Consider the following 26,691-nt stretch of genomic DNA (forward strand, 5'->3'; position numbering starts at 1 on the left):
CGCGGCCTGATCGCGGCCTGATCGCGGCGGAGCACCGGCTCGGCGGGCTCAGGCGGGCTCAGGCGCCGCTGGCGGGCAACGCGCTGCCGGGAGTCACCGCCGACGCGGGGGCCGGGTGGGCGCCGGGAGCGAGCGCGGTGGCCGGGGCCACGGCGCCGTCCGGCACCGCCACGCCGGCGGGGAGTACGACGACCGGGAGCCCGGTGGGCACGGCGGACTCCGTGGGCGTGGTGGGCGCGCCCGGATCGGCGCAGGGCGGCGTCGCGGGCTGACCGGGGACCAGGACGAAGTCCTCGACCCAGGCGGGCTCGACCACGACCTCGCCGGCGGCCGCCGCCACGACGTCGACGGCCGAGCCGGGCAGCACGGTCCAGCCGCCGCCGGCCGGCGGGAGTGCCGAGGTGGCGGCGGTGCTCTCGACGCGCGGGGTCCCGGTACGGGTCGCGCCGGTCGCCACGAACCCCGGGTCGGGGGCGGTGCCGTCGGGCAGCCAGACCCGCTCCTCCTCGGCGGCCGAGATCTCGGCGGTGGCGCCCTCGACCCAGCCCTCGCCCTCCGGCTGCTCGCCGACCGGCAGGTCGCTCTCCTCGGTCGCGGACGGTACGGCGCGGGTGCGGCCGGTCGGCGCCGCGCCGGCGGGCGGCGTCGTACCGGTGGCGAACCAGCCGGTCTCCTCGTGGGACGCCTCGGGCTCGGCCGGGACGGCGGCGCGGTCGACCACCCACACGTCCTCGGTGACCGCCGGGGTGGTCTCGACGCTGCGGGTGCGGCCGGTCGGCGACCAGCCGTTGCCGTTCTCCCCCGCGTTCCAGCCCGCGCGCTCCCATCGGGTGCGCCCGGTCTGCTGCTGGACGTACTCCGCCTGCTCCTCGACGACGGCCGGCGCGACCACCCGGGTCTCGTGATGGCCCTCCTCCGGCGAGCCCGCCCGCGCGGGGCGGTCGATCACCGTCCAGGCGTGCTCGTGCTCGACGCCCTCGACCGTACGGCTCCAGTGCACGAGGAGGACGGCGGCGACGGTCTCGCGGGCGTACTCCCGCTCGAGCGTCCCGACCGCACGCTGCCAGCGCCACTCGGTGCGGGTGACGGCGTCGACGGTCCGGGTGACGGCGGGGTGCTCGACGCTGGCCCACTGCGCGGGGACCTCCGGCTGGCCGCAGCCGCGCGGGTCACCGGACGGCGACGGGACGCCGGGGGCGGCTGCGGTGGCCACGGGCGCGAGGAGCCCCGTACCGGTGCCGAGGACCGCCATGAGGGCGAGCGAACCCAGGGTCAGGTGCCTGCTGTGCATGGGAAAGCCCTTCTAGGTAGCGGGTGGAGGGCCCCGAGCGGCGCCGACGACCGACCAACGCAGCGGCGCGGAGCGGGTCATGGCACGCGGCCGGAAACAGGACGAAGTCCCGGATCACGTCGCGTAGCAGGCGGGGATTTGGGAGACGCGCCCTAGGCTGGCACCTGTGCCCGAGCTGCCCGAGGTGGAAGCCCTGGCCCTCGACCTGCGGGGCCGGCTGGCCGGACGTGCGCTCGCCCGCGTCCACATCGCGGCGTTCAGCGCACTCAAGACCTACGATCCGCCGCTGACGGCGATCGAGGGCGCGCTGGTCGACGACGTCCGCCGGCACGGCAAGTTCCTCGACATCGAGGCGAGCGGCCTGCACCTCGTGCTCCACCTGGCCCGCGCCGGCTGGGTGCGGTGGAAGGACGAGGTCCCCGCGCTGCCGCCGCGGCCGAGCACCAAGTCGACGCTGGCGGTGCGGATCGTGCTCGACGAGCAGGACGGCGTCACGCCGGGCCTCGACATCACCGAGGCCGGCACCAAGAAGTCGCTCGCGCTCTACCTCGTCCGCGAGCCCGGGGACGTCCCCGGCGTCGCCAGCCTCGGTCCCGACCCGCTCACCGACGACTTCACACCCGAGCGGCTCGCCGGCATCCTCGCCGATGCCGGCCGCAAGCAGCTCAAGGGCGTGCTGCGCCACCAGGGCACCATCGCGGGCATCGGCAACGCCTACTCCGACGAGATCCTGCACGCCGCGCGGATGTCGCCGTTCAAGCCGGCCGACAGCCTCTCCGAGGAGGAGCTGGCGACGCTCTACGCCGCCGTCCGCGACACCCTCGGCGACGCGGTCGAGCGCTCCCGCGGGCTCGCGGCCAGCGAGCTGAAGAAGGAGAAGAAGTCACATCTCGCGGTGCACGGCCAGACCGGCAAGCCGTGCCCGGTCTGCGGCGACATCGTGCGCGAGGTCTCCTTCGCCGACTCCAGCCTCCAGTACTGCCCCACCTGCCAGACCGGCGGCAAGCCCCTCGCCGACCGCCGGATGAGCAAGCTCTTGAAGTAGCTCCGGCCGGCCGGGTCGTCGGCCGGGTCGCCGGCCGGGTCGTCGGCCCGGGAGTTGGACGAGCACCACCGCGCCGAGCACGAGCAGGCCGCCGAGCCACTGCGGCGCGGTCAGCACCTCCCCGAACACGACCGCGGCGCTGAGCACGGTCACGACCGGCTCCAGGATGGACAGGATGGCCGCGGTCGAGGGGCCGACCCGGGCGAGGCCGGCGAAGAACAGCAGCACCGAGGCGACGGTGCTGATCAGCACCAGGGCGGTCAGCCACCCCCAGCCGGCCGCCCCGAAGCCGAGGTCGGGGAGGCCGCGCACGGTGCCGACACCCAGCAGCGCACCGGTCGCGCCGGTGCAGACCAGAGCAGCGAGGGCCAGCGGCGGGGTGCCGGCGGTGATCCGGTCGCCGATCACGATGTAGCCGGTGTACGTCGCGGCGGCGCCCAGCGACAGCAGGACGCCGAGTCCGTCGAACTGCCCGGTCGCGGCTCCGACGAGGACCAGGCCGATGCCGCCGAGGGCGACCAGCAGAGCCCCGCCCCGGCGGGCGGAGGGCCGCTCCCGGCCGATCGCGATCGAGGCCACCATCACCGTGACCGGGTAGACGTAGAAGACCAGCGCGACCAGCGAGGCGTCGAGGTGGCGCAGGGCCGAGAAGTAGAAGGACGCCTGCACGGCGTACCCGAAGACGCCCATGGCCAGCCCGACCAGCACCGCGCGCCGGGTCAGGCCGCGCAGCGCGCCGGTGCCGGCGGCGAGCACGAGCAGGACCGCGGCGGCCAGCCCGAAGCGCACCAGGAGCAGCGCCGGGACCGAGACGCCCTCGTCGTACGCGGACTTGGCGAAGACCGCCATCAGGCCGAAGCCGACGGCGGAGAGCAAGCAGTACAGGGCACCCACGGCTCCATCGTCCGGGCGTCGATCGTTCACGTCCATCACGTCTTCGTGGCCCTGATTGTTCAGATATCGTGAACAGATGCTGGACCTGCACCGCCTCCGCCTGCTCCGTGAGGTCCACGGCCGCGGCACCGTCCACGCGGCCGCCGCCGCGCTCGGGTACTCCCCCAGCGCCGTCTCGCAGCAGCTCGCCGTCCTCGAACGCGAGGCCGGCACGCCGCTGCTCGAACGCACCGGCCGCAACGTCCGGCTGACCGCGGCGGGCGAGGTGCTCGTGACACACGCGATCACCCTGCTCGAGGGTGTCGAGGCGGCCGAGGCCGACCTGGCGACGCTCGCCGCGGGCCGCGCCGCCGGGCCGGTGCGGGTCTCGGCGTTCCAGTCGGCGATGCTGCGGATCGTGGCACCGGCGGTGCGCGACCTCGCGGCCAGCCACCCCGACATCCGCGTCGAGGTGACCGAGGCCGAGGTCGAGGTGACCGCGCCGGGCCTGCGCCTGCACCAGTTCGACCTCGTCATCGGCGACGAGTACGACGACCAGCCGCGGGTCCTGCATCCCGACCTGCGCCGTGAGCGGCTGCTCCGCGAGCGGCTGCAGGTCGTCCTCCCCGCCGGCCACCCCGAGGCACGCGCGGCGCGGGTGTCCATCGGACGGCTCGCCGGGCTGGCCTGGGCCGCGTGCCAGCCGGGGACCGGCCAGCGGGCGATGCACCTGCGGGTGTGCCGGCAGTTCGGCGGCTTCGAGCCCGACGTGCGCTACAGCTCCGACGACTTCCGCATCCTGCTGGAGATGGCCCGCACCGCCGGGGCGGGTGCACTGCTGCCGGACCTCGCCCTCGACCGGCGCGACACCGGCCTCGCCGCGCGCCCGCTGGCCGAGGGACCCCTCGGCCGCGAGGTGTTCCTGCTGACCCGGCCGGCCCGCACCCCCGCCGTCGAGGCGGTCGCCGCCGCCCTCCACGCCGCCACGCCTAGGCTGGACGCATGATCCCGACGACTGAGATCGACAGCGTGCCGGACCCGCTGCCCGCGGGCCTCGTGGTGCTCGACGTCCGCGAGGACGACGAATGGGCCGCCGGGCACATCGACGGCGCGGTGCACATCCCGCTGATGGAGCTGCCCGCGCGGCTCGGGGAGTTCGTCGAGCTCGAGGCGCCCCAGACGCTGGTCGTCTGCAAGGGCGGCGGCCGCTCCGCGCGCGCGGTCGCCTATCTCGCGCAACAGGGCTACGACGTGGTCAACCTCGCCGACGGGATGCTCGGCTGGGAGCGCGCCGGACGGCCCATGGTCGCCGACGGCGACCAGCCGCCGTACGTCGTCTGACCGCTCTCTCCCCCGACACAGCGCACGGCCCCGCTGCCCAGGCGTACCTGGTCGGCGGGGCCGTGCGTCGTACCGGGTCAGGGCGTCACTGGCCCTGCTGCTCCTCGAGCAGGCTCTGCAGCTCGCTCGGGAGCCCGGTGCCCAACTCCGACATCATGCTCTCGAGATCCTCCGGGGTCGTGGGCAGGTCGGACGGGAACCCGCTCGGCAGCCCGTCGGTCGGCAGGCCGTCCGTCGGGAGATCGTCGACGTCCGGAAGGTCCTCGGAGTCCGGCAGGTCCTCGCTGTCCGGCGCGTCGACGTCGGCGCAGGTCTCGGCCTGGTACGTCGTGAACGCCTCGACCTTCTTCATCTCCTCCTTGGAGAACTCGTCGGCGAACGGGTCCTCGCCCGCCTCGGCCTCGAGGCCCTTCTTGATGTCGTCGGCGTCGAGGTCCTCGTACGCGTCGAGCTGGAGCTCGAATCCCTCGCGCGCGTCGTCCGGGATGTCCTTGGGCGTGCCGATGTCGGCCGCCTTCTCCGCCGCCTTCTTGAAGATGTCCTCGAGCTTGTCGTAGTCCTTCTCCTGGAAGGCCGTCATGAACTCCTTGCCGAGGGTGTCGGCCGCGGCGTTGCAGAAGTCGTCGACGGACGCGTCGCTCGGCGCTCCCCCGCCGCAGGCGGTGAGCGAGAGGGCGAGCAGGACGGTGGCGCCGGCCGTGGCCAACGGGCGCTTCATGAGAGTCATCGGGGTCCCTTTCCGGGGGATGTGGGTCAGCTGCCGGACTGGTCGGCGCAGGCGGACTGGACGTAGGTGAAGAACTTCTCGGCGTCCTTCTCGTCGTCCTTGGAGACGCCGGGGATGGAGTCGTCGCCGTCCTCGTCACCGAAGGACTTCTTCGCCTCGTCGTAGTCGAGGTCGGTGATGGTGTCGACGATGACCTCGAACCCGTTGCGCTCGGTGTCGCCGATGTCCTTGGGCGTGCCGATGTCGCCGAGGTCCCCGTAGGCCTTCTGGAGGTCCTTCCACTCCTCCTCCGTGGGCTCCTCGCCGGCGACGGAGGTGGTGGCCGTGACGACGTCCTCGACGCCGCCACAGAACTTGTCCTTCGACGCGTCGGTCGGATAGCTGCCACCGCAGGCGGTCAGGGTCAGGCCCAGCAGCACGGCCGCGCCGGCGGCGGCCAGCGGGCGCTTGATCGGGGTCATGTCGTTTCCTTTCCTAGGGAGCCGGGGCGCCTCGGCGTCGCCTGCGCACAGGGCACGGCCGAGCGGGCGACCACGCGGTCACCCTGCCCCCACCGGTTCAGACTATTCACCGGGACGGCGAACGGCAGGTTGCCGATCCATGACCGGCGCGGTGCGCCGAGGCTCACCGCTGCCAGAACGCCGCCGTCGGCACCTCGAGCAGCCCGCCCAGCGCCGCCAGGTACGACGCCCGCGCCACCTCGCGCACACCGAGGCTCGCCAGGTGCCGGGTGGCCCACTGGACGTCGATCAGCCGGTTCCCGGCGGCTCCGTCGGCGTCCGCACGGAGCCCCTCGACGAGCCCGAGCAGCGCGACCTTCGACGCGTCGGTGACGTGGTGGAACATCGACTCCCCCGCGAACAGGCCGCCGATCGCCACGCCGTACAGACCGCCGACCAGGCGGTCGTCCCGCCAGGCCTCCACCGAGTGCGCCCAGCCCAGCCGGTGCAGGTCGCCGTACGCGCGGGCGATCCGGCCGTCGATCCACCCGTGCGGCCGGCGCGGATCGGCGCAGGCGGCGACGACCTCGTCGAAGGCGGTGTCGACGCGGACCTCGAAGTCGCGCGCCGAGCGCCGCAGCGAGCGGGAGACGCGCAGCTCGTCGAGGTGGAGCACACCCCGATGGGCCGGGCTCCACCAGCCGATCCCGCGGCCCTCGGGCATCGGGAACAGGCCGTGCCGGTACGCCGCCAGCAGGGTGCCCGGCGCCAGGTCGGCACCCACCGCCACGAGGTCGCTGCCGTCGTGGGTGCCGTCGCGGTCACCGTCCGCCGCGTCGTCCCGGCCGTCCTCGTCGTCGGGCTCGTCCAGCACCGGCAGCGCGGCCAGGTCGGCGCGGCTCGGGAAGACCCAGGGGCTGGGCTCGGGCTCGACGGGCACCCGCTGATCCTAGGAGGGCGGGCGGGGAGGGCCGGCGGGCGCGGGGACTAGGACGCGTCTCCTAGTCTCGGGACATGGCTTCGCTCAAGAAGGGTCTGGCGCTGCAGACGGCGCGGGCGCTCGCCCCGAAGGTCACGCAGTTGGCCCCGGGGCTGACGCAGTCCTTCGTGCGCGAGTCCCTGCACCGCGCCCTCGTGGGCATCGGCCCCCTGCCACCGGCCGCGCACGCCGCGCGGATCCAGCTCGAGGAGCAGCACGGCAACGTCGACAAGGCGGTGCGGGAGCTGATCGAGAACCACGTCGCGTACGCCGGCGTGGAGGGCCTCGCCACCAACCTGGGCGGCCTGATCACGGCTGCCATCGTGGCGCCGGCGAGCATCACCGGGCTCGCGATCATCCAGTGCCGGATGGTGGCGGGCATCGCCCACCTCCGCGGCTACGACCTCGACGACCCCCGGGTCCGCAACGCGATCCTGGTCTGCATCCTGGGCGAGGACACCGTGCAGACGATGGTCAAGCGGCACCAGCTGCCCGCGCCGCCGATGGCGATCGCGACCGCGCCCCAGCACGACCCGACCCTGGACCGGACCGTGTCGACGGTGCTGGCGGGCGAGCTGGTCGGCCGGGTGATCGGCAAGCGGGTCGCGACGACGGTCGGCAAGCGGGTACCGCTCGTCGGCGGCGCCGTCGGCGCGGTCGCCGACGGCTGGAGCACCTACCGGGTCGGGCGCTATGCGGGGCGGGAGTTCCGGCCGTTGCGGTCGCAGGCCTGACCCCGCCGGGCGCGGATTCATCACGGGATGTAGCCGAGCCGCCGCTTCTGTAGCGGTGCTCCGCACGGGAAGCGGCGATCGACCTACCTACCGTGATGAATCCGCGGCCGCACGCCCCGCCACCGCGACACAGTCGATCTCGAGCCGTGCGCCCAACGGCAGCCCGGCGACCCGGACGCAGGTACGCGCGGGCCGATGCGCCAGGAGCTCCGCGTAGGCGAGGTTCATCTCCTGGTAGTCGGCGAAGTCGGTCAGGTACACCGTCGTCCGCACGACCCGGTCCAGTGCGCTGCCGGCGGCGCGGAGCACCGCGTCGAGGTTCGCCAACGCCTGGCGGGTCATCGCGGCCACGTCGTCGCTCACCAGGCTCCCGTCGGGCGCCAGCGGCACCTGCCCGGAGCAGTGGACCAGGCCCGCCACGACGACGGCATGGCTCAATGGCGCACCGGGAACCGCGAGCGCGGGCAGGTCCACGGTCCTCATGATCTCCGCTCCCCCGGTCATCGCGTCGGGCTCAGCGGACGCAGGATCTCGGAGGGCCGGCCCAGGATCTGCTCGGCGAGCAGCCGGGCCGTCGCGGGCCCCTGGGTGATGCCCCACATGCCGTGGCCGCCGTGGACGAACACCCGCGACGACCTGGTGGCGCCCACCAGTGGGAGACCGTCGGCCGAGCAGGGCCGCGACCCGCACCACTCGTCCGACCGGCTGCCGAGCTCGCCCGCGAGATAGGGCGCGACCGCGGCGGCGATCTGCTGGATCCGGTCCTCCCGGAAGGGCGCGTCGGGCGCGCGGAGCTCCATCGTTCCCGCCACCCTGGTCCCGTTCGCCAGCGGTGTGCAGACCACCCGTTGGGCCGGCAGGTAGACGGGGCGGCCCACGGCGGGCCGGTCGGGCATCGTGAAGCTGTAGCCGCGCCCCGCCTGCACGGGGACCCGGACGCCGTAGGGCCGGACCAGGCGGCTGAGCCAGGCTCCGGTCGCGACGACGACCGCGTCGAAGCGCCGTGGTGGTCCGAGCCGGTCGCGCACCTCGACCCCGCGGCCGTCGTCATGGACGGCGACGACATCGACCCCGGGGCGGATCGTCCCGCCGCGCCGGACGATGTCGTGGGCAAGCTGCTCGCAGAAGTCGCCCGGATCGAGCGTGCGCTGCGACCGGAGCAGCAGGCCGGCACCGACCTCGTCGGTCAGCTGTGGCTCCAGCTCCCGGGCGGCAGCGCCGGTGAGCACGTCCGCCTTCGCGTCCAGTCCCGCCTCGGCGGCAGCAGCGACCTCGGCGGCCAGATGATGCAGGTCGTCGGTGGTGCGGCCCACGGCGAGGATGTCGACATCGCTGGCGCCGACCTTCACCCCGGCATCGGCGAGCTCGTCGAACGCGTCGAGCGCGACCGCGTTGATCGACGCCAGATGCCCCATCGCGTCGGCCCAGCGGGCCCGGGTCGAGCTCCGGGCGAACCGGGCGAGGAAGGACCACAGGTCCCGCGACGGGCGCAGTGACACGTGCAGCGGCGAGCGACGGTCCAGGACCGCCCGGGCGCCGTAGCGCAGGATGCCCGGCTCCGGCAGCGGCCCGGCCAGAGCCGGGGTCAGCCAGCCGGCATTGCCCCACGACGAGCCCGCGGCGACCCCGGAGCGGTCGAGGACCTCGACCTGGACGCCGGCCCGCTGCAGGAACCATGCGATCGCCAGCCCCGTGCTTCCGGCACCGACCACGCCCACCCGTTCGATCCGGTCACTGCCCATCCTCATCATTCCTCCTCTCGGCCGCGCCGCCCACGCCTCGGGCGAGCGACGGCGGACCGGTCATCTGCAGCCTGCGGATGCCCAGCCACGTGAGCAGCACGGTGTCGGGGTCCTGCAGGTCGAACTCGCCCACCTCGGCAGCTCGCCGCAGGCGGTAGCGCACGGTGTTGGGGTGCACGTGCAGCCGCCGGGCGGCGGTCGCGACATCCCCGATCGCCGCCAGGTAGGCCTCCAGCGAGACCAGCAGATCGGTCGCGTTGTCGCGGTCGTAGGACAGCAGCCGGCCGAGGACGCCGTCGACCGGATCCACCCCTTCCGACTGGAGGTAGTCCTCGGCCGCGATCAGGACCGCCCCCAGGGTGCTCTCCTCGGGGAACATCACCTCGCTGCCCGATCCCATCCGGCGCCGGACCCGGATCGAGCGGTCCACGTCCCTGCGGGAGTAGATCAGCTCGTCCAGGGTGCGAGCGCTGCGGCCCACCGCCACGTAGCCCGCCGGGATCGCGATGCTGCGCAGCATGCGCGACGCGAGCGCGTCGATGCGCACGGCGGACTGCTCGGTCAGTACGACGGCGTACAGCTGGTCGTCCATGGTCGTCACGGCCGACGTGGGGCTGGCCGCGGTCAGCTGGAGCGCGACCGCGTCGGCGATCCGATAGCGGCCCTCCTCGTCGATGCCCGTCAGGTCGACGGCGAGGACCCGGGACTCGCGGTCCGCCAGGCCCAGCCGGGTCCGGGCCTCGGCGGCGTCGGGCGTGCGTGAGAGGAGATCGGCCAGGAGCTCCGCGCGCAGCCGGCGGCCACCGCGCCCCTCCGCCCGCCGACGCAGGAGGGCCAGCGCCACCACGCGGGCCGCGTCGGCGAAGGCCGCCTCGCGGTCGGGGCCGACCGGGCCGTCGACGACGGCCCACATCGACCCCAGGAGCACACCGCCCGACCAGACCGGCATGGCCAGCCGCGGCCGGAGACCGTCGAGCTCGAGGTACAGCGGCGACTCCGCCTCCGCGAGGCGCTCGTGGACACCGGCGGCGTCGAGCAGGTCGCGATACTCCTGGGGTACGGCGCGGCCGAGCACGGTGGCGGCACGCGCCGGGTCGACCTCCTGGTTGCGCTGGGAGAACGCGATGACGGTGAAGTCGCGATCCTCGATCGTCACCGGACCGGCGACGAGCTCGCTGACGGCGTTGGCGACCTCGAACAGGTCGGTGCCGAAGGCTTCGCTGTCCCCGCCGGCAGTCCCCGCGAACGTCCCCAGACCCAGTCGCTCGCGGACCAGGCCGGCGACGTGGAACCACGACGCCTGCGGCTCGATGAGCACGACATGGGCCCGGCCGAGCCGCGGCGAGGCGAGCAGCCGCCGGCGCAGCTCGGCGCTGTGCTTGGCGATGATGGCCGCGACCCCGAGGGTCTCGGCGACGGACGGATCGTCGGCCGCGCCGTCGCCCACGTCGAGCAGCACCGTCGCCGGCTCGACCGCAGCGAGGGAGCCGTCGGCGATCTCGGCGAAGCGGATCAGCGGATCGCGGTCCTCCGCGCCGGACACGACGTCGCGGACCAGCGGCCCGAGGTCACGGACCAGCTGGGCGAGGCGGACACCGGAGACCCCTGGCTGCATCACCGTTGACCGGCGCCGTCGGTGGCGAGCTTCACCACGTCCGGTACGTCGCCGCCCGTCGCCTCCTCGAAGTGCGCGAGGAGATCGCCGGCGGTCAGCGCCCGGCCGGGGTTGCGCAGGTCCGCGGCGATGCTGCCCTGGTGCATGATCACCACCCGGTCGGCCAGCTCCACGGCCTGATCGAGGTTGTGGGTGATCATCAGGCAGGCCAGCCGGTTCTCGGCGACCAGGCGACCGGTGGCCGCGATCACCGTGCGCCCGCTGCGCGGGTCGAGGGCGGCGGCGTGCTCGTCCACGAGCAGCACGGTCGGCGCGGCGACACTCGCCATCGCCACGGCCACCGCCTGGCGCTGTCCGCCGGACAGCTCGGCGCCCAGCGACGACAGGCGATCCTCCAGGCCCATGCCCAGCCCGGCGAGCGCCGCTCGTCCCCGCTCCCGGCGCTCCCGGGTGAGCAGTCGCCCCAGGGGCCGACGCCGTCCGGTGAAGGCCTGGGCGAGGGCGAGGTTCTCCTCGAGGGTCAGCCGGCCCATGACGTTGACCTCGGGATCCTGGCGGATGGTCCACAGCTGGCGGGCCCGCTTCCACGAGGGCCAGCGGGTCACGTCGCGTCCCGCCACCCACACGCTGCCCTCGTCGGGCACGAGACCGCCGGCCACCACGTTCATCAGGGTCGACTTGCCCGCGCCGTTCGATCCGAGGATCGCGACCAGCTCGCCGGGCTGGACGCTCAGGCTCGCACCCCGGAGCGCACGGATGGTGTCGCGGCCCGAGCCGCTGAACGACTTGCTGCAGCCGCGGACGTCGAGGCTGGGCGGGGAGTCAGAGGATGGGGCTGACACGATCGGCCTCCAGGTAGTCGGTTTGGATCCGGCGCCGCTGGGCCCGCGCGGATGCCGAGATGCCGCGCGCCCAGGACGACCCGTGGCTGCGGGCCACCAGGACGACGATCACCGCGATGCTGGTGACCAGCCGCAGGCTGTTCGCCGAGCCGCCGTTCTCCAGCGTCCAGGCGACGATGAAGCGGTAGACCAGCACGCCCAGGACGACGGCGGCCAGCGCGAGCACCGGGCGGTCGCTGCGGATGATGGTCCTGCCCAGGACCAGGGCGGCGATGCCGACGACGAGCGTGCCGACCTGGATCGAGACGTCCATGAAGCCCTGCTGCTGGACGACCAGGGCGCCCGACAGGCCCACCAGGGCGTTGGCGACCCCGAGGCCGGCCAACTGCCGCATCTCGGTGCGCACGCCCATGGCCCTGCTGGTCTGGATGTTCAGTCCCGTGGCGCGGATGGACACGCCGAAGCTGGTCGAGAGCAGCCACAGGAGGAAGGCGACGCACGCGAGCGAGGCGAGCCCGCCGACCAGGATGTTGGCCTCGGTCAGCCCGAGGTCGAGTCCCTGCGCCTGGGTGAACAGCGTCTCCACCCCGATCAGCGCGACATTCGCACCGCCCATCACGAACAGGCAGATCGACCAGCAGGCGGCGGTGACCAGGATCGACGCCAGCAGGGTGTTCATCCGCAGGAAGACGTGCAGCGACCCGGTCGTGAGCCCGGCCGCGCCGCCGGCCGCCATGGCTGCGGCGACCGCGATCCACGGCGACCCGCCCGATTGGAGCACCGCCGCACAGGTCGCGCCGCCCAGCCCGAAGGAGCCCTCGATCGTGAGGTCGGGCAGGCTCAGCACGATCAGGCTGAGGTAGATGCCCAGCGCCAACGGGATGTACTGGGCCCCGATCTCCAGGGCGGTGAGCGCCGCCGTCACGAGGACGTCCCGACGTACTCGACCTCGAGGCCGTCGGGGACCTGCAGGCCGAGCCGCTCGAGGACGGCCTCGTTGACCGACATGGCGCTGGCGTCGGGCACGTAGACCGGGATCCTGCCCGCGTCGTCGCTGTCGAGCACCTTGGCGACCAGCTTGCCGGCCTCGACGCCGAGGGCGCCGTAGTCGTACATCCCGGCCACCAGGGCGCCCTGCTCGACGGACTCGGTCGTCCCGCCGAACACCGGCAGGCCGGCGTCCTCGGCGACCTTCAGGATGCCGGCGACGCCGCTGACCGTCGGGCCGTCGCCGGCCACCTGGATCGCGTCGACCTTGCCCACGAGGAGGCGAGCCGCCTGCGTCGTCTCGGACGGATTGGCGATCGGCGACTCGACGATCTCGATCCCGGCCTTCTTCGCCGCGGCGATCGCGCGGGCGGCCAGGGCGTCGCCCGACGAGTCGCCGTTCTTCCAGATCAGGCCCACCCGCGTGACGTCCGGCGCGATCGCCAGCATGGCGTCGAGCTCGAGCTCGACCGGAAGCGGGTCGCTGACCCCGGTCGTGTTGTTGCCGGGCTCCTCCAGCGAGGACACCAGCTTCGCCTCGACCGGCGCCGAGGAGGCGAAGAAGACCAGCGGCGCCTTCCTGCCCGGCTGCAGGAAGGCCTGCGATCCGGGCGTCGCCAGGCCGAACAGCACGTCGCAGTCGGCGTCGCGCAGGAACTGGCTGACGATCGTCTGCTGGGTCGCGGCATCGCCCTCGGGGTTGCGGATGTCGTAGGTGACCTCGTCCTCGCCGTAGCCGGAGGCCGCCATCCCCTCCTTCAGACCCTCGAGCCCCTCCTTGAAGATGGGGAGGGTCACGTACTCGTTGACGCACACCTTGACGCCGTCGGCGTCGCCACCGCCCGAACCGCCGCACGCGGCGAGGCCGGTGACGGCGAGGGCGGCCGAGACGGTGATCAGGACTGACTTCTTCATTCCGGGTGACCTCTCAGTCGTCACATGCCGGGCGGCACATTGATGGGATGGGCGAGGACCCGCTTCAGCACGGGCTCGAAGTACTCCAGGGGCTTGGCCGTGTAGGTCTCGCTGAAGGCCGGCTCGTCGTACCGCTCGCAGAACTCCTGCGTGGCGGCGGCGAACTCGTGCTCGACGATGGCTGCCGGTGGGTCCCAGGTCTCGCCGAGCAGGGGGTAGTAGTACTGCGCCTGGAAGACCGGGTGGTGCTTGACCACCCACCACGTCCGGTCGTCGACGAAGGGACGGAGGATCGCGGCCGCGACGTCGCCGTGGTTCGTGGGCGCCAGCGAGTCGCCGATGTCGTGGAGCAGGGCGGCGACGACGTACCTGTCGTCCGCGCCCGCGTTCATCGCCCGCGTCGCGGTCTGCAGGGCGTGCTCCAACTGCGAGACGTTGAGGGTGCGGCGCCGGGCCGCGCCGCGCAGCTCGTGGAGGAGGCGGTTCGTGAGGTTGTCGAAGACCTCCTCCTCGAACCGGACCACCCCCTGGATCTCCGCGATGCTCGCCCTGCCGAGATGTCCTTCGTTCATGGTCTCCTCCAGACGGTCGGACTCGGTGCGCGTCAGGCTAGTCACGGCCGTCGGGAGGTGTCGTTGGCCGAATCGCCAAGCCGATCCGGTCCTGCTTGGGGGGTCGGCCAAGTTGCCGTCCTGCTGTCGCCGGGACGACCTTCCTTGTCGGATCGGCCAAGCCGAGCGGGAGGTGGCGACTCCTCCCGGCGCGGATTCATCAGGGGATGTGGCCGAGCCGCCGCTTCTGTAGCGGTACTCCGCACGGGAAGCAACGACTGACCTGCCTACCGTGATGAATCCGCGGCCGGACCTGCACCGACCTCCCGCTACCGGGGTGCGCGGTTGCGGGCCTTGCGGTACACCTCGAGCGCCTGGCGGCCCTTGCCGCTGTTCTCGAGCTTGTGCACGGTCCACTCCATCGACCGCATCAGCCGCGGGGTGCGGGCGCGGACCAGCTCGCGGCGCGCGTCCTCGAGCTTGCGGCGCAGGCGCTCGTTCTCGGCGTGCGCCTCGGCGTTGTCCAGCAGCAGCGCCTTGATCGCGTCGACGGCGGCCGCGGCGACCTGACGCTCGGGCGGGTGGTCGGGGTCGACCCATTTGCCGCTCGGCGCGGGCGCGCCCCGGAGGTCCTCGAGGTCCCCGACGACGTCGTACCCACGGCGCGCGAGCTCGGCGATCCAACGCTCGGTCAGGTCGGTGACCCAGGGGTACTGGTCGGGCGGGAGGCCGAGGCGCGCCGACTTGGTGCGCTTGGACAGCGTGCGGTGGGCGAGCAGCTCGCGCACCAGCGGCCGGTAGTGCTGCGGGGGCAGGTCGCGGGCGGCGACCCGGTTGATCCGCCGGATCAGCGCCGACTCGGGTACGCCGAGGCTCGGGTTGGCACGCTGCGTCGTGAGTTTGAGGTCGAGCTCGCCGAGGCCGAAGGCCGTGCTGAACCGCTCCCACAGCAGATCGGGCGGTCCACCCGAGGGCGGGACGGTGACCAGGTGGATCCGCTCCGGCGGCAGGTCCGCACCCCAGCGGTCGAGGATGTCGGGGATCTCCTGCACGCCCCAGAACCAGGCGCCGACCCGGTGCGCCCGCTCCGGGTCCTGGATCAGCTCCAGGAAGCGGCCGTAGCCGAAGCGGGCGCGGTGCTTGACGTTCTCCTGCCACTCGGCAGGGATCTGGCGGACCAGGTCGCGCACGGAGAGGATGAGGTGGATCTCGGTGCCGCCGTCGCTGGTGTCGCCGCCCGGCCGGTGGCCGAGCGAGGCGAGGGCCCGCGCGACCTGGCTGCGCGAGGCGGAGGCGAGGATCTCGTGGCTGATGATGGAGGTGCCCTCATGGGCCCGGACCTCGGCGGAGAGCCTGTCCCAGGCACCGACGGCCTGCGCCTCGAGCCCGCCCCAGCGCAGCCGCATCAGGTCGAGGGCGGCGAGGAAATGGGCGTCGAACCGGTCCGCCGGGTAGTTGACGTCCTGCTTGAGCAGGCGCCCGCGGTTCTTGTAGAGCACGTCCTGGAGGTACGACGTCCCGGTCTTGGGCGTGCCGACGTGCAGAAGGACCCGCCTGCTCACCGGAGTCCCCACCGAAGGCTGCGGCGGCGGAGTGCGGCGGAGGAGCCGCGGACCTGGGCCGGGTGGTTCACGCTTCCTCCTTGGACGTGGCGCCTCCGCGACCGGTGACGGGATCGAGGAGCAGGCCCAGTGCGAGCGCCAGCACCTCGGCGTCGACCGGGGCGACCGGTCCGTCGTGGTCGCGCCGCGGCGGGCGCGGCAGCAGCTGGTCCAGGTCGCCGAGCACAGGGTAGCGAGCGGCGGCGAGGTCGTGCCGCGTGCGCTCGGCCTGGGTCCGCAGCCAGCCGTCCCACCGCGGCGGGAGGCTCGGCGGCGGCCCGCCGAGACCGTCGAGGCGCTCGCCGAGAGTGTCGCGCAGCAGCGCCGGGCGGTCCTCCGACGGCACGAGCAGCCCGAGGGGCTCCCCCACCCGGCGGACCAGGTCGACGGCGTGGGCCCCGAGCCGCGGCGGCGCGCCCAGGCGGGGGACGCCGAGCTCGTCGGCCAGCAGCCGGTCGTCGAGCACGACCCGGACCCGCTCGGCGCCGTACTTGTAGGCGGCCGAGCGCGCCATCCGCGCGACGTCGGCGCGCGGCGGCAGGTTGCCCGCTCCGGCGTTGGCGCGGACGAAGCCGCGCCAGGTCGCCCCGCCCTGGTCGAAGCAGCGGGCGGTCCAGGCCTGGACCAGGACGGTCTCGAGGTCGTCGGCGAGGAGGTACGCCGTGGGCCGGCGTCCGCCCGGACGGTGGCCCCGCGCGGTCAGGTCGGCCCGGACGGCGTCGGCGCGCCAGGGCATGCCGACCACGACGAACGAGCGGACCCAGGGCCGGCGTACCGACCGGACACGTTCGAGGAGACCCGGCTCGGGGTCGGGAACGGCAGCGGCGACCGCGACGTCGTCGGCGACCAGGGCGCTGGCGACCCGCAGCAGCTCGTCGTCGGCGAGTGCGTCGGGGTCGACAGGGCGCGGGCCGAACTGGCCCGGCGGGTCGGACGGCCCGGGATCGTCGACGCCCACCAGCGCCAGCTCGCTGCGGCCGCGCCCGGAGACGCCGGCGCCGAGGACCCGGTCGGCGACGGTGGTGGGGACGGTGCGCCCGGCCCCGGCGGCGTAGAGGTTGAGCCGGCGCAGGAGGGCGAGCTGCTGGGCACCGGGCAGCTCGTCGCCGCGGGCCTCGCCCTCAGCGGCAGCGCCGTCGGCCGGCCATTCCAGCCACGGCGTCGTCGATCCGTCCCGCAAGGCGGCCACCCAGCCCCAGGCGCGTCGTCGACTCATGGCCCAACGTTAAGGGGGCGTCAGGAATCCGCGGCACCGGCCCCCAGCGCCCGTACGACGGCGGACGGGCTGGGGCGGCCCAGCCGGCCGGCCATCCAGACGCTGGCGGCGACGACGGCGTCGAGGTCGACACCGTGCTCGATGCCGAGACCGGTGAGGAACCAGACCAGGTCCTCAGTGGCGAGGTTCCCGGTGGCGCTCTTGGCGTAGGGGCAGCCACCGAGGCCGCCCGCGGACGCGTCGTACGTCGTGACGCCGGACTGGAGACCGGCGTGGACATTGGTGAGCGCCTGGCCGTAGGTGTCGTGGAAGTGCAGCGCGAGGCGCTCGCAGCCGACCCCGGCCTCGGCGAAGGCGGCGACCAGCGCCCGCACATGACCGGCCGTGGCGACCCCGATGGTGTCGCCCAGGCTGAGCTGTCCGACGCCGAGATCGAGCAGTCGCCGACCGACGGCGACGACCTGCTCGATCGGCACGGCGCCCTCCCACGGGTCGCCGAAGCACATCGAGACGTAGCCGCGCACGTCCATGCCCGCCGCCCGAGCCTGCTCGATCGTGGGCGCGAACATCTCGAACTGCGACGCGAGGGTGCGGTTGAGGTTCTTGCTCGCGAAGGTCTCGGTCGCGGAGGCGAAGACCGCGACGTGGCGCAGCCCGAGCTCGACGGCACGGTCGAGGCCACGCTGGTTGGGCACCAGGACCGGCAGCCCGCGGGCGGTGTCGCCGAGCTCGGCGGTGAGGCCGGTCATCAGGTCGGCCGCGTCGGCGAGCTGGGGCACCCACCGCGGGTGCACGAAGCTGGTCGCCTCGACGATCGGGAGGCCGGCAGCGAGCAGGCGCCGCACGAACTCCGCCTTGACCTCGGTCGGGACGACGGACTTCTCGTTCTGCAGGCCGTCGCGCGCGCCGACCTCGTAGATGGTGACCTTCGCCGGCAGCCCGGCCTCGGGCACGACCATGGGCAACCCGGTCATCGCACCTCCTCCGACTCCACCGACTCGACCACGAACAGCGTCACACCGAGCGCCACCTGCTGGCCGGTGCTCGCGCCGACGGCGGTCACCGTGCCGGCGTACGGCGCCTTGAGCGCCAGCTCCATCTTCATCGCCTCGACGACGCCGAGCACGTCGCCCTCGGCCACCGGGTCGCCGACCGCGACCCTCACGTCGAGGACGGTGCCCGGCATCGGCGCGACGATGGTCCCGTCACCGGCCGCCGCGCCGTGGTCGGCGCCGGCGTCGGGGCGGTCGAATACGTAGCGCTGACCCTGGTGGGCGAGCTCGACGCGGTGGGCCGAGACGCGTTGCGTCATACGTTCTGAGGGCTCTAGCCCACGGGGCGAATGACGTTGTGCGGGGGAAAGCTCCACCGAGCCGTCGGTGAACTCCACCACGACCGGCGCCGCGGGGCCGCCCATCCGGAAGCCGTCGCCCGTGAACGGTCCGTCGGGCGCGGTGTTGGCGTCCAGCCAGAGCCGGGCGGCCAGGGCACGGGCGGGCGCCGGGTCGGGCGCCGGGACCTCGTGGCGGTCCAGCCAGGCGGTGTCGATCCCGCCGGGCACGGCGAACTCCTCGCCCGCCGCCAGCATCCGCAGGAACCCGGTGTTGGTGGTCAGCCCGAGGATCGCGGTGTCGTCGAGCGCGGCGACCAGCGCGCGACGGGCGGCTCGGCGGTCCCGGCCGGCCACGATCACCTTGCCGAGCATCGGGTCGTACGACGTGCTCACTACCTGGCCGGACTCGAGCGCGTGGTCGACCCGCGCGCCCTCGGGCCACGCTACGACGGTCGCCGTACCGGCCTGCGGGAGGAAGCCGCCGAAGGCGTCCTCGGCGTAGATCCGCGCCTCGATCGCGTGGTCGTAGAAGCGCAGCCCGGACTGGTCGAAGGGCAACGGATCGCCCGCGGCGACGGAGATCTGCAGTGCCACGAGGTCCGTGCCGCTGTGGATCTCCGTGACCGGGTGCTCGACCTGCAGCCGGGTGTTCATCTCCAGGAAGTAGAAGTCGCCCGTGCTCGCGTCGAGGAGGTACTCGATGGTGCCGGCGTTCTCGTAGCCGACGGACGCGGAGAGCGCGACGGCCGAGCTGTGGATCCGCTCGCGCAGCTCGGCGTCGAGCGCGGGGGCGGGCGCCTCCTCGAGCACCTTCTGGTGGCGGCGCTGGACGGAGCACTCGCGGGTGCCGAGATGGACGACGGTGCCATGGCTGTCGCCGAGCACCTGGACCTCGATGTGGCGGCCACGCTCGACGTACTTCTCGACCAGGATCGTGTCGTCGCCGAAGGCGCCGGCGGCCTCGCGCTTCGCGGCCGCCACGGCGGCGTCGAAGTCGGCGGCCGCGCGCACCACGCGCATCCCCTTGCCGCCGCCGCCGGCGGCGGCCTTGACCAGGACCGGATAGGCGAAGGACGCGGGGTCCGCGTCGACGTCGTACGACGGCACGACGGGCACGCCGGCCGCGACGGCCAGGTCGCGGGCGGCGTCCTTGCGGCCCATCTGCTCGATCACCTTGGGGCTCGGCCCGATCCAGGCGATGCCGGCGTCGGTGACGTCCGCGGCGAAGCCGGCGTTCTCGGAGAGGAAGCCGTAGCCCGGGTGGATCGCGTCGGCACCGGCCTCCCGGGCGGCGGCGAGAACGGCGGCGCCGTCGAGGTAGCCGGGCACGGACAGGGCGACGTCGGCGTCGCGCACGTGCAGCGCGTCGGCGTCGAGGTCGGTGTGGACCGCGACCGTGCGGATGCCGAGGTCGCGGCAGGTACGGAAGACGCGGCGGGCGATCTCGCCCCGGTTGGCGACGAGGAGGGTCTTGATCTCCACGGGGATCACATCCTGAAGATGCCGTAGTGGGGGGCGGGCGTCGGCACGGCCGTCGTGATCTCGAGCGCCATACCGAGGATGCGGCGGGTGTCGGCGGGGTCGATCACGCCGTCGTCCCACAGCCGCGCGGATGCGTAGTACGGCGAGCCCTGGGTCTCGTACTGCTCCCTGATCGGCTGTTTGAACGCTTCGACATCGGGGTCGTCCTCGCGGCCGGCGACCGTGGCCAGGACGTTGGCGGCCTGGTCGCCGCCCATCACGGAGATCCGGGCGTTGGGCCACATCCACAGGAAGCGGGGGTCGTAGGCACGTCCGCACATGCCGTAGTTGCCGGCGCCGAAGGAGCCGCCGATGACGACGGTCAGCTTCGGCACGACCGAGCAGGCGACGGCGGTGACGAGCTTGGCACCGTCGCGGGCGATGCCGCGGTTCTCGTACTCACGGCCGACCATGAAGCCGGAGATGTTCTGCAGGAACAGCAGCGGGATCCCACGCTGGTTGCACAGCTCGATGAAGTGCGCGCCTTTGAGCGCGCTCTCGGAGAAGAGGATGCCATTGTTGGCGACGATGCCGACCGGATGGCCGTGGATCCGGGCGAAGCCGCAGACCAGCGTCTCGCCGTACAGCTGCTTGAACTCCTGGAGCCGGCTGCCGTCGACCAGGCGCCGGATCACCTCGCGGACGTCGTACGGCGTGCGGGTGCTCGTCGGCACGACGTCGTAGATCGACTCGGGCGACTCCAGAGGATCGTCGACGGGCGCGTCAGAAAAGTTGCGGTTTGGGACCAAACCGTGCAATTCCCGGCCGCCGACATGCGGTCTCTGCCCAATCGGCAGGGTGGCGACGATGCCGCGCAGGATCCGCAGCGCGTGGGCATCATCGTCGGCGAGGTGGTCGACGACCCCGGACTTGCGGGCGTGCACGTCGCCGCCGCCGAGGTCCTCGGCCGTGACGACCTCACCGGTCGCGGCCTTCACCAGCGGCGGCCCCCCGAGGAAGATGGTGCCCTGGTTCTTGACGATCACGGTCTCGTCCGACATCGCCGGGACATAGGCCCCGCCGGCCGTGCAGGAGCCCATCACGGCGGCGAGCTGCGGGATCCCGCGCGCGGACATGGTGGCCTGGTTGAAGAAGATCCGGCCGAAGTGCTCCTTGTCGGGGAACACCTCGTCCTGCATCGGCAGGAAGGCGCCGCCGGAGTCGACGAGGTAGACGCACGGCAGGTCGTTCTCGGCGGCGACGGTCTGCGCCCGCAGGTGCTTCTTGACCGTCATCGGGTAGTAGGTGCCGCCCTTCACGGTCGCGTCGTTGGCGACGACCATGACGTTGCGCCCCTCGACCCGGCCGATGCCGGCGACAACGCCGGCCGCGGGAACCGCGAAATCCTGGTCGGGGCCACCCGGCTTGCCGTACATTCCGTACGCCGCCAGCGGCGCCAGCTCCAGGAAGGGGCTGCCCGGGTCGAGCAGGCCGTCGACCCGGTCGCGGGCGAGCAGCTTGCCCCGGTCGGTGTGCTTGGTGCGGGCCGCCTCGCTGCCGCCCTGGCGCACGCGGGCGAGCCGCTCGCGCAGGTCGGCAGCGAGATCGCGGAGCGTGGGCTCGGAGGTCTCGGACACAGGGGTCAGGTTAATGATCATTAACCGCGTGCGCAATGGGACGTCCACAGCGGGGACCATGGCAGACCCGAACTAGGGTCGCCCCATGCGCCGCGCCCCCGTCCGACTCCTCGCCCCTGTACTCGTCGTACCCCTCCTGCTGCTGACAGCCTGCGGGTCCGGTGCCGCCGATGAGACCGGCAGGCCGTCGGACGTCCCGACCACGACGCCGGGTACGGACGAGCCGGTCGACGAGGAGTCCACCCCACCGCAGTGGCACCACACCGCCGCACCCGCGACCTTCTGCGCCGTGATGCAGGAGATCGATGCCTCGATCGACGAGGGCTACGCTGCCGGCGGCGACCCGGATGACGCGTGGGCGCGGATCATCGCGGCCTTCGACGCGATCGACGAGAGCGGCATCCCGGCCACCGTCCCCGCCGCGGCCGTCGAGGAGCTCGCCCACATCGACCGGCTGGTGCACCAGAGCACCTCGCTCGAGGACTACGACGCGGCCCTGGCCGCGGACCAGGCGACCGGCAGAGCCCTCGACGGGTGGCTGTCCGCCAACTGCAGGTGAGCGCCCGGACGCTCAGCGGAGCCGGAGCAGTGCTCCGGGACCGAACAGCGGACCGGCGACGTAGACGTGATCGCTGACGTCGACCCCACCCGGGTTCACCAGCCGACCCGCAGCCAGCTCGCGCACCCGGGGCGTGGTGCCGCGGGGCCGGATCAGGAACAGGCCGCCCTCCTGCGCGCCGGGCAGGCCCATCTCGAAGGCGAACCAGCTCTTCTTCGACAGCTCCAGGGCGTAGACACCCTTCGGGCCGGCGGCGAGGTCGGTGATCGAGGTGAACCCGTCGGCGTACCGCTGACAGGACCCCGTCCGCGGGCGGGCGGGGTCGCAGGTCGCGTTCTTCGCGCCCGGCCTGATCCGCCAGACCTGCGATGTGCCCGGCGTGGCCGGGAAGCCGCGCAGCTCGCCGACGTACCAGTAGCCGTCGGCCCCGACCGTCACCGAGGTGGCGACCGCCTCGGACGGGATCGGGGTCCCGGCGGGCGGGAGCGGTCCGCCCATCTCCGGGGGTACGTCGGGCAGGCCGGCCGGGACCGGCACGGTGCGGGGCATCAGCCGCGCGACCGTCCTGATCCGACCCGTCCTCGGCCAGACCCGGAGCAGGTCGTTGCCGGCCGCGTCGGAGACCAGCACCGTGCCGTCGTCGAGGGCGACGACCCCGAACGGGTTGCTGTCGGTCGGGAACTGCTCCTGGTCCCACGGGTCCGGGTCGGTCTTCTGGTAGGCGCCGATGTCGGCGACCACCCGGGGCGCCGGCCAGCCGCGCTTCCAGCGGAACAGCGTGGCAGCGGGCGCGGGCGCCGCAGCCCCGCGCAGGACCGAGGGGCGCTGCTCCGGCGGCGGGCCGGAGGCTCCGGTCAGCAGGTAGATCGTGCCGCGCGGGCCCTTCGCGATCGCGGGCGGGAAGTCCGTGGGCAGGTTGCCGAGCGGGATCACGCGAGCCGGCCGGTGCCGGCGCTCGATCACGAGGCTGAAGGTGCCACCCGTCTCCGTGACGAGGGTCCGCCCGTTGCCGAGGGCGTCGACACCGCGGGGCCCCATGAGCGAGGCCACCGTCTTGGGCGCGGCCCGGCCACCGTCCTGCTGGCCCGCCGCCTGCCCCGCCACCGCCGGGATTCCGGTCGCCGCGAGCGCGAACGCCGCCGCCGCCGTACCGATCCTGATCGCTGCCTTGCCCATGGTCTGCTCCTCGGGTCGTGGGCGCGCACCGCACCGTCACCCTGCCTAGCAGCGCCGGACCGGGCGCGTCATGCCCCATCGTGGGGACGTGCCAGGTCGGGTGGCCTAACCTTCGGGGGTGACCGAGCCGACCCGCCGTGAGCAGATCCTGGCCACCGCCGCCGAGCTGTTCGCCGCGCGCGGGTTCCACGGCGTCTCGGTCGCCGACCTCGGCGCGGCCTGCGGCATCTCCGGACCCGCGCTCTACAAGCACTTCGCGTCGAAGCAGGCGATGCTCGCCGAGATGCTGACCTCGATCAGCGAGCGGCTGCTCGAGGTCGGCCGCGAGCGGGTCGCCGCGAGCGGTGGCGAGCCCGCCGCCGCGCTGCGCGGGCTGGTCGGCTGGCATGTCGAGTTCGCCCTGGGCCACCGCCCGCTGATCATCGTCCAGGACCGTGACTGGGAGTCGCTGCCCGAGGACGCGCGCGCCCAGGTCCGCCGCCTGCAGCGCGCGTACGTCGGGCTCTGGGCCGATCAGCTCCGCGCCCTGCGCCCTGACCTCGACAAGGCCCGCGCCCACGCCGCCGCCCAGGCGACGTTCGGGCTCCTCAACTCCACCCCCCGCGCCGGCCACGGCATCCCCGACGCTGCGCTGCGCGAGCTGCTCGGGTCGATGGCGCTGGCGGCGCTCGGGGTCGATGTGGCTGCGCAAGCGGCGCTGTAACACGCTGTCCGTCCGACTGGGCGCCGGTTGTCTGCGCGAATCGGGCGATTTCGGCGTGATTTCCGCGGAAAAGTGTCAGGTAGTCGGGTGGACAGCGTGTTACAGCACGGCACGGCACGCCGACCAGAAGCCGGGCACGGGCGCGGGGGTCGATGTTTGCGGTTCACCTACCGGATTTGTCGTGAACCCGCCGGATCGACGACGAATTCGGTAGGTGAACCGCAACGAGACCCGGATCAGAAGCCGGGCTCGGTGCGCTCCAGGATGGGTGCGAGGTCGAGACCGGCGGGCAGGGTGCCGAACGCGCTGCCCCAATCCCGGGCCAGCCGGGTGGCGCAGAACGCGTCGGCGACGGCGGTCGGGGCATGGCGGATCAGCAGCCCGGCCTGGAAGATCACCGCGATCTGCTCCACGAGCCGGCGCGCCCGCAGCTCGATGTCGTCGACGTCGGTGAACTCCTTCTTGAGCGAGGTGAGCGCGTCGTCGTACCTCGCGTCCACACCGGCGGCGAGCTCCGCCTCGGCGAAGAACGCGTCGAGCGACTCCGGCTCACGACCGATGGCGCGCAGCGCGTCGAGGGCGGCGACATTGCCGGAGCCCTCCCAGATCGAGAGCAGCGGCAACTCACGGTAGATGCGGGCCAGGTCGAAGTCCTCGATGTAGCCGTTGCCGCCCAGGCACTCCAACGCCTCGTTGGCGAGGACCGGGCCGCGCTTGCAGACGTAGTACTTGGTGGCCGCGAGCGCGAGGCGGCGCAGGGCGGCCTCCCCGGCATCGCCGCGGACCGCACGGTCGTTGGCACCGGCCAAGCGCATCATCGCGGTGGTGGCGGCCTCGGACTCGACCGCGAGGTCGGCGAGGACGTTGCGCATGAGCGGCTGGTCGATGAGGAGCTTGCCGAAGGCGGCGCGATGGCGGGCGTGGTGGGCGGCCTGCACCAGCGCGGACCGCATCCCCGACGCCGATCCGATCACGCAGTCGAGACGGGTCATGTTGACCATCTCCACGATCGTCTTGACCCCGCGCCCCTCCTCGCCGACCAGCCAGCCGACGGCGTCGTCGTACTCGATCTCGGAGGAGGCGTTGGACTTGTTGCCGAGCTTGTCCTTGAGCCGCAGGAAGCGGATCGGATTGGCGTCGCCGCCCGGCAGCACGCGCGGGAGCAGGAAGCAGGACAGTCCACCCGGGGCCTGGGCGAGGGTGAGGAACAGGTCGGACATCGGGGCTGAGGTGAACCACTTGTGCCCGGTGATCCGGTACGTGCCGTCGGGCTGCGGAGTGGCGGTCGTGGTGTTCGCGCGTACGTCGGACCCGCCCTGCTTCTCGGTCATCGACATGCCCGCGATCAGGCCCCGCTTGGTCGCGGGGTCGCGCAGCCCGAAGTCGTACGCGCGGTTGGTGAGCAGCGGCTCGAAGCGCGCGGCGAGCTCCGGGTTCGCGCGCAGAGCCGGGACCACGGCGTAGGTCATCGAGATCGGGCACCCGTGGCCGGCATCGACGTTCCAGGAGTAGAACTTCGCGGCCCGCGCGACGTGGGCGCCCGGGCGGTCGTCTGCCCACGGCGCGGCGTGGATGCCGTGGGAGACGGCGGTCTCCATGAGCTGGTGGTACGCCGGCACGTACTCCACCTCGTCGACCCGGCGCCCGTAGCGGTCGTGGGTGTGCAGCCGCGGCGGGACCCGCTCGGCGAGGCGCCCCCAGTCCCGGGCCTGCTCGGTGCCGGCCAGGCGGCCGACCTCCGCGATCTCGGACAGCGCCCAGCCGGCTCCCTCGCGTTCGAGGCCCTCGCGCAGCGCGGGGTCGGCGGAGGTGTCGTGACCGAGGAGCGGCGGAACCTGGTTGAGGACCTCGTGGGTGGTGGACATGTCGCTACCCCTTGCTGTCGGTGCTGTCGGTGCTGTCGGTGACCTTGCTGGTCTGCGGGCCGTGGTCGTCGTACGGCGCGCCGTCGCGCTCGCGCACGGCCTGCCGGAAGCCCGCCTCGGCCGCCCGCTGCTGGAAGGCGTAGCCCTCACGGGTGTGCCGGGAGATGCCGTCGAAGACGGTGCTGATCAGCTGGCTGTTCTGCACGCCCTGGGCGAGCAGGGCGGAGTTGAGGGCGAGCTTGACCATCATCAGCTGGTTCAGCGGCATCGCGGCGATCCGCTGCACCAGCCGTTCGGTGCGCTCGTCGAGGTCCTCGGGCGCGGGTGCCTCGATCGCGAGGCCCCACTCCGCGGCCTCGCGACCGGTGAGCGTGTCGCCGGTGAGGAGCAGCCGCTTGGCGCGCTGGTCGCCGAGGCGGTGGGCCCACATCCCGGCGGAGGGCACGCCCCAGACCCGGGTCGGCGGGTAGCCGATCTTGGCGTCGGCGGCGATCACGATCTGGTCGCAGTGCAGCGCGATGTCGGTGCCCCCGGCCACGCAGAAGCCGTGGATCTTCGCCACGGTCGGCTTGTCGGCGTGGAGCAGGCTCGCGAAGCCCTTCGTGAACCGGCTCATCATCGCGTAGTCGACCATCGGGTCCCAGGTGCCGGCCGGGTCGTGGTTGAGCATCTGCACGGTCGGGTCGAGCGCGGTGCCGCTGCGCGGCGCGGCGCCGGTCATCCCGCCGTCCATCAGGTGCTCGGCACTCGCGGCGAGGTCGTAGCCCCCGCAGAAGCCCTTCCCGCGGCCGCTGAGGACGATGACGTGCACCCGCGGGTCGAGGTCCGCGCGCTCGACCGCGTCGGCGAGCTCGACCGGGGTGTCCGGCGTGATCGAGTTGCCCTGCTCGGGCCGGTCGAAGGTCAGCCGCGCCACCCGGCCGTCCACCTCGTAGGTCAGGGTCCGGTACGACGGCGCCGCATCGGCCGGCTGCGGGACGGCACGGTAGGGCGACTGCTCGCCCTCGGTCGCGGAGCGGCGCCACAGGGGTGTGTCGGCCATGTCCCGATGTTACGCA

Annotated in this window: 25 protein-coding genes and 1 pseudogene; 6 read left to right on the forward strand and 20 right to left on the reverse strand. The window is 73.2% G+C overall.

All coding sequences use genetic code 11. The features are described 5' to 3' along the window. Positions 1 to 58: 58 nt before the first annotated feature. Complete coding sequence (locus QJ852_25250) at positions 59 to 1,291, reverse strand: hypothetical protein (GenBank protein WGX96439.1); 1,233 nt, start codon at positions 1,289 to 1,291, stop codon at positions 59 to 61. Positions 1,292 to 1,457: 166 nt separating this feature from the next. Between QJ852_25250 and QJ852_25255 the strand changes: the two genes are divergently transcribed. Then, entirely contained in the window at positions 1,458 to 2,336 is an 879-nt protein-coding gene (locus tag QJ852_25255) for a DNA-formamidopyrimidine glycosylase family protein (protein WGX96440.1), read from the forward strand. A 117-nt stretch (positions 2,337 to 2,453) separates the two neighbouring features. On the opposite strand, the pseudogene QJ852_25260 reads toward QJ852_25255, so the two are convergent. Continuing rightward, positions 2,454 to 3,185, reverse strand: a pseudogene (locus QJ852_25260) (DMT family transporter). A gap of 121 nt (positions 3,186 to 3,306) precedes the next feature. On the opposite strand from QJ852_25260, the gene QJ852_25265 reads away from it, so the two are divergent. Further along, a complete protein-coding gene (locus tag QJ852_25265; protein WGX96441.1) occupies positions 3,307 to 4,215 on the forward strand; it encodes a LysR family transcriptional regulator in 909 nt (302 codons plus the stop codon). Then, positions 4,212 to 4,550 (forward strand): rhodanese-like domain-containing protein, encoded by a 339-nt coding sequence (locus QJ852_25270; protein WGX96442.1) that lies wholly within the window; start codon positions 4,212 to 4,214, stop codon positions 4,548 to 4,550. Before QJ852_25265 ends, QJ852_25270 begins: the two co-directional genes overlap by 4 nt. Positions 4,551 to 4,635: 85 nt before the next feature. On the opposite strand, the gene QJ852_25275 is transcribed toward QJ852_25270, so the two are convergent. The 3 genes from QJ852_25275 to aat all read right to left on the reverse strand — a co-directional run bounded on the left by QJ852_25275 (position 4,636) and on the right by aat (position 6,657). After that, positions 4,636 to 5,277 (reverse strand): hypothetical protein, encoded by a 642-nt coding sequence (locus QJ852_25275; protein WGX96443.1) that lies wholly within the window; start codon positions 5,275 to 5,277, stop codon positions 4,636 to 4,638. Positions 5,278 to 5,303: 26 nt separating this feature from the next. Further along, complete coding sequence (locus tag QJ852_25280) at positions 5,304 to 5,738, reverse strand: hypothetical protein (GenBank protein ID WGX96444.1); 435 nt, start codon at positions 5,736 to 5,738, stop codon at positions 5,304 to 5,306. 163 nt (positions 5,739 to 5,901) lie between these two features. Next, on the reverse strand, positions 5,902 to 6,657 hold the full coding sequence (gene aat / locus QJ852_25285; protein WGX96445.1) for a leucyl/phenylalanyl-tRNA--protein transferase: 756 nt from the start codon (positions 6,655 to 6,657) through the stop codon (positions 5,902 to 5,904). Between the two features lie 74 nt (positions 6,658 to 6,731). Between aat and QJ852_25290 the strand changes: the two genes are divergently transcribed. Continuing rightward, a complete protein-coding gene (locus QJ852_25290; GenBank protein WGX96446.1) occupies positions 6,732 to 7,430 on the forward strand; it encodes an EcsC family protein in 699 nt (232 codons plus the stop codon). 87 nt (positions 7,431 to 7,517) lie between these two features. Here QJ852_25290 and QJ852_25295 read toward each other — a convergent pair whose 3' ends face one another. From QJ852_25295 to QJ852_25350, 12 genes are all read right to left on the reverse strand, one after another. Continuing rightward, the gene (locus QJ852_25295) at positions 7,518 to 7,913 is read right to left on the reverse strand and encodes a RidA family protein (GenBank protein ID WGX96447.1); all 396 of its coding nucleotides are present in this window, start codon (positions 7,911 to 7,913) and stop codon (positions 7,518 to 7,520) included. A 17-nt stretch (positions 7,914 to 7,930) separates the two neighbouring features. Then, positions 7,931 to 9,178 carry an FAD-dependent oxidoreductase gene (locus QJ852_25300; protein WGX96448.1) on the reverse strand — a complete coding sequence of 416 codons (1,248 nt, stop codon included), beginning with the start codon at positions 9,176 to 9,178 and terminating at the stop codon, positions 7,931 to 7,933. After that, positions 9,162 to 10,787, reverse strand: coding sequence for a helix-turn-helix domain-containing protein (locus QJ852_25305; protein ID WGX99505.1), 1,626 nt, complete (start codon positions 10,785 to 10,787; stop codon positions 9,162 to 9,164). Before QJ852_25305 ends, QJ852_25300 begins: the two co-directional genes overlap by 17 nt. Then, positions 10,787 to 11,629, reverse strand: coding sequence for an ATP-binding cassette domain-containing protein (locus QJ852_25310; protein ID WGX96449.1), 843 nt, complete (start codon positions 11,627 to 11,629; stop codon positions 10,787 to 10,789). The genes QJ852_25305 and QJ852_25310 overlap by 1 nt, the downstream gene beginning before the upstream one ends. Next, the gene (locus QJ852_25315) at positions 11,610 to 12,554 is read right to left on the reverse strand and encodes a hypothetical protein (GenBank protein ID WGX96450.1); all 945 of its coding nucleotides are present in this window, start codon (positions 12,552 to 12,554) and stop codon (positions 11,610 to 11,612) included. The genes QJ852_25310 and QJ852_25315 overlap by 20 nt, the downstream gene beginning before the upstream one ends. Next, the gene (locus tag QJ852_25320) at positions 12,551 to 13,531 is read right to left on the reverse strand and encodes an ABC transporter substrate-binding protein (GenBank protein ID WGX96451.1); all 981 of its coding nucleotides are present in this window, start codon (positions 13,529 to 13,531) and stop codon (positions 12,551 to 12,553) included. Before QJ852_25320 ends, QJ852_25315 begins: the two co-directional genes overlap by 4 nt. A 20-nt stretch (positions 13,532 to 13,551) precedes the next feature. After that, on the reverse strand, positions 13,552 to 14,103 hold the full coding sequence (locus QJ852_25325) for an HD domain-containing protein (GenBank protein ID WGX96452.1): 552 nt from the start codon (positions 14,101 to 14,103) through the stop codon (positions 13,552 to 13,554). Between the two features lie 308 nt (positions 14,104 to 14,411). After that, positions 14,412 to 15,644, reverse strand: a complete 1,233-nt coding sequence (locus QJ852_25330; GenBank protein WGX96453.1) for a hypothetical protein — start codon at positions 15,642 to 15,644, stop codon at positions 14,412 to 14,414. A 67-nt stretch (positions 15,645 to 15,711) separates the two neighbouring features. After that, entirely contained in the window at positions 15,712 to 16,899 is a 1,188-nt protein-coding gene (locus tag QJ852_25335; protein ID WGX96454.1) for a hypothetical protein, read from the reverse strand. A 20-nt stretch (positions 16,900 to 16,919) separates the two neighbouring features. Further along, on the reverse strand, positions 16,920 to 17,873 hold the full coding sequence (locus tag QJ852_25340) for a hydroxymethylglutaryl-CoA lyase (protein ID WGX96455.1): 954 nt from the start codon (positions 17,871 to 17,873) through the stop codon (positions 16,920 to 16,922). Further along, positions 17,870 to 19,714 (reverse strand): biotin carboxylase N-terminal domain-containing protein, encoded by a 1,845-nt coding sequence (locus QJ852_25345; GenBank protein WGX96456.1) that lies wholly within the window; start codon positions 19,712 to 19,714, stop codon positions 17,870 to 17,872. The genes QJ852_25340 and QJ852_25345 overlap by 4 nt, the downstream gene beginning before the upstream one ends. Before the next feature lie 5 nt (positions 19,715 to 19,719). Then, entirely contained in the window at positions 19,720 to 21,330 is a 1,611-nt protein-coding gene (locus QJ852_25350) for a carboxyl transferase domain-containing protein (protein ID WGX96457.1), read from the reverse strand. Between the two features lie 85 nt (positions 21,331 to 21,415). On the opposite strand from QJ852_25350, the gene QJ852_25355 reads away from it, so the two are divergent. Continuing rightward, positions 21,416 to 21,889 carry a hypothetical protein gene (locus QJ852_25355; GenBank protein WGX96458.1) on the forward strand — a complete coding sequence of 158 codons (474 nt, stop codon included), beginning with the start codon at positions 21,416 to 21,418 and terminating at the stop codon, positions 21,887 to 21,889. Between the two features lie 12 nt (positions 21,890 to 21,901). Here the strand turns inward: QJ852_25355 and QJ852_25360 are convergent, their stop codons facing one another. Next, positions 21,902 to 23,065: a ScyD/ScyE family protein gene (locus QJ852_25360; GenBank protein WGX96459.1), complete on the reverse strand. Its 1,164-nt coding sequence runs from the start codon at positions 23,063 to 23,065 to the stop codon at positions 21,902 to 21,904. A 118-nt stretch (positions 23,066 to 23,183) separates the two neighbouring features. On the opposite strand from QJ852_25360, the gene QJ852_25365 reads away from it, so the two are divergent. Beyond that, the gene (locus tag QJ852_25365; protein ID WGX96460.1) at positions 23,184 to 23,768 is read left to right on the forward strand and encodes a TetR/AcrR family transcriptional regulator; all 585 of its coding nucleotides are present in this window, start codon (positions 23,184 to 23,186) and stop codon (positions 23,766 to 23,768) included. A 236-nt stretch (positions 23,769 to 24,004) separates the two neighbouring features. On the opposite strand, the gene QJ852_25370 is transcribed toward QJ852_25365, so the two are convergent. Further along, positions 24,005 to 25,633, reverse strand: a complete 1,629-nt coding sequence (locus QJ852_25370; GenBank protein ID WGX96461.1) for an acyl-CoA dehydrogenase family protein — start codon at positions 25,631 to 25,633, stop codon at positions 24,005 to 24,007. Between the two features lie 4 nt (positions 25,634 to 25,637). Continuing rightward, positions 25,638 to 26,675, reverse strand: coding sequence for a crotonase/enoyl-CoA hydratase family protein (locus QJ852_25375; protein WGX96462.1), 1,038 nt, complete (start codon positions 26,673 to 26,675; stop codon positions 25,638 to 25,640). Positions 26,676 to 26,691: the final 16 nt, after the last annotated feature.

The organism is Nocardioides sp. L-11A, assembly GCA_029961745.1.
Lineage (GTDB): Bacteria > Actinomycetota > Actinomycetes > Propionibacteriales > Nocardioidaceae > Nocardioides.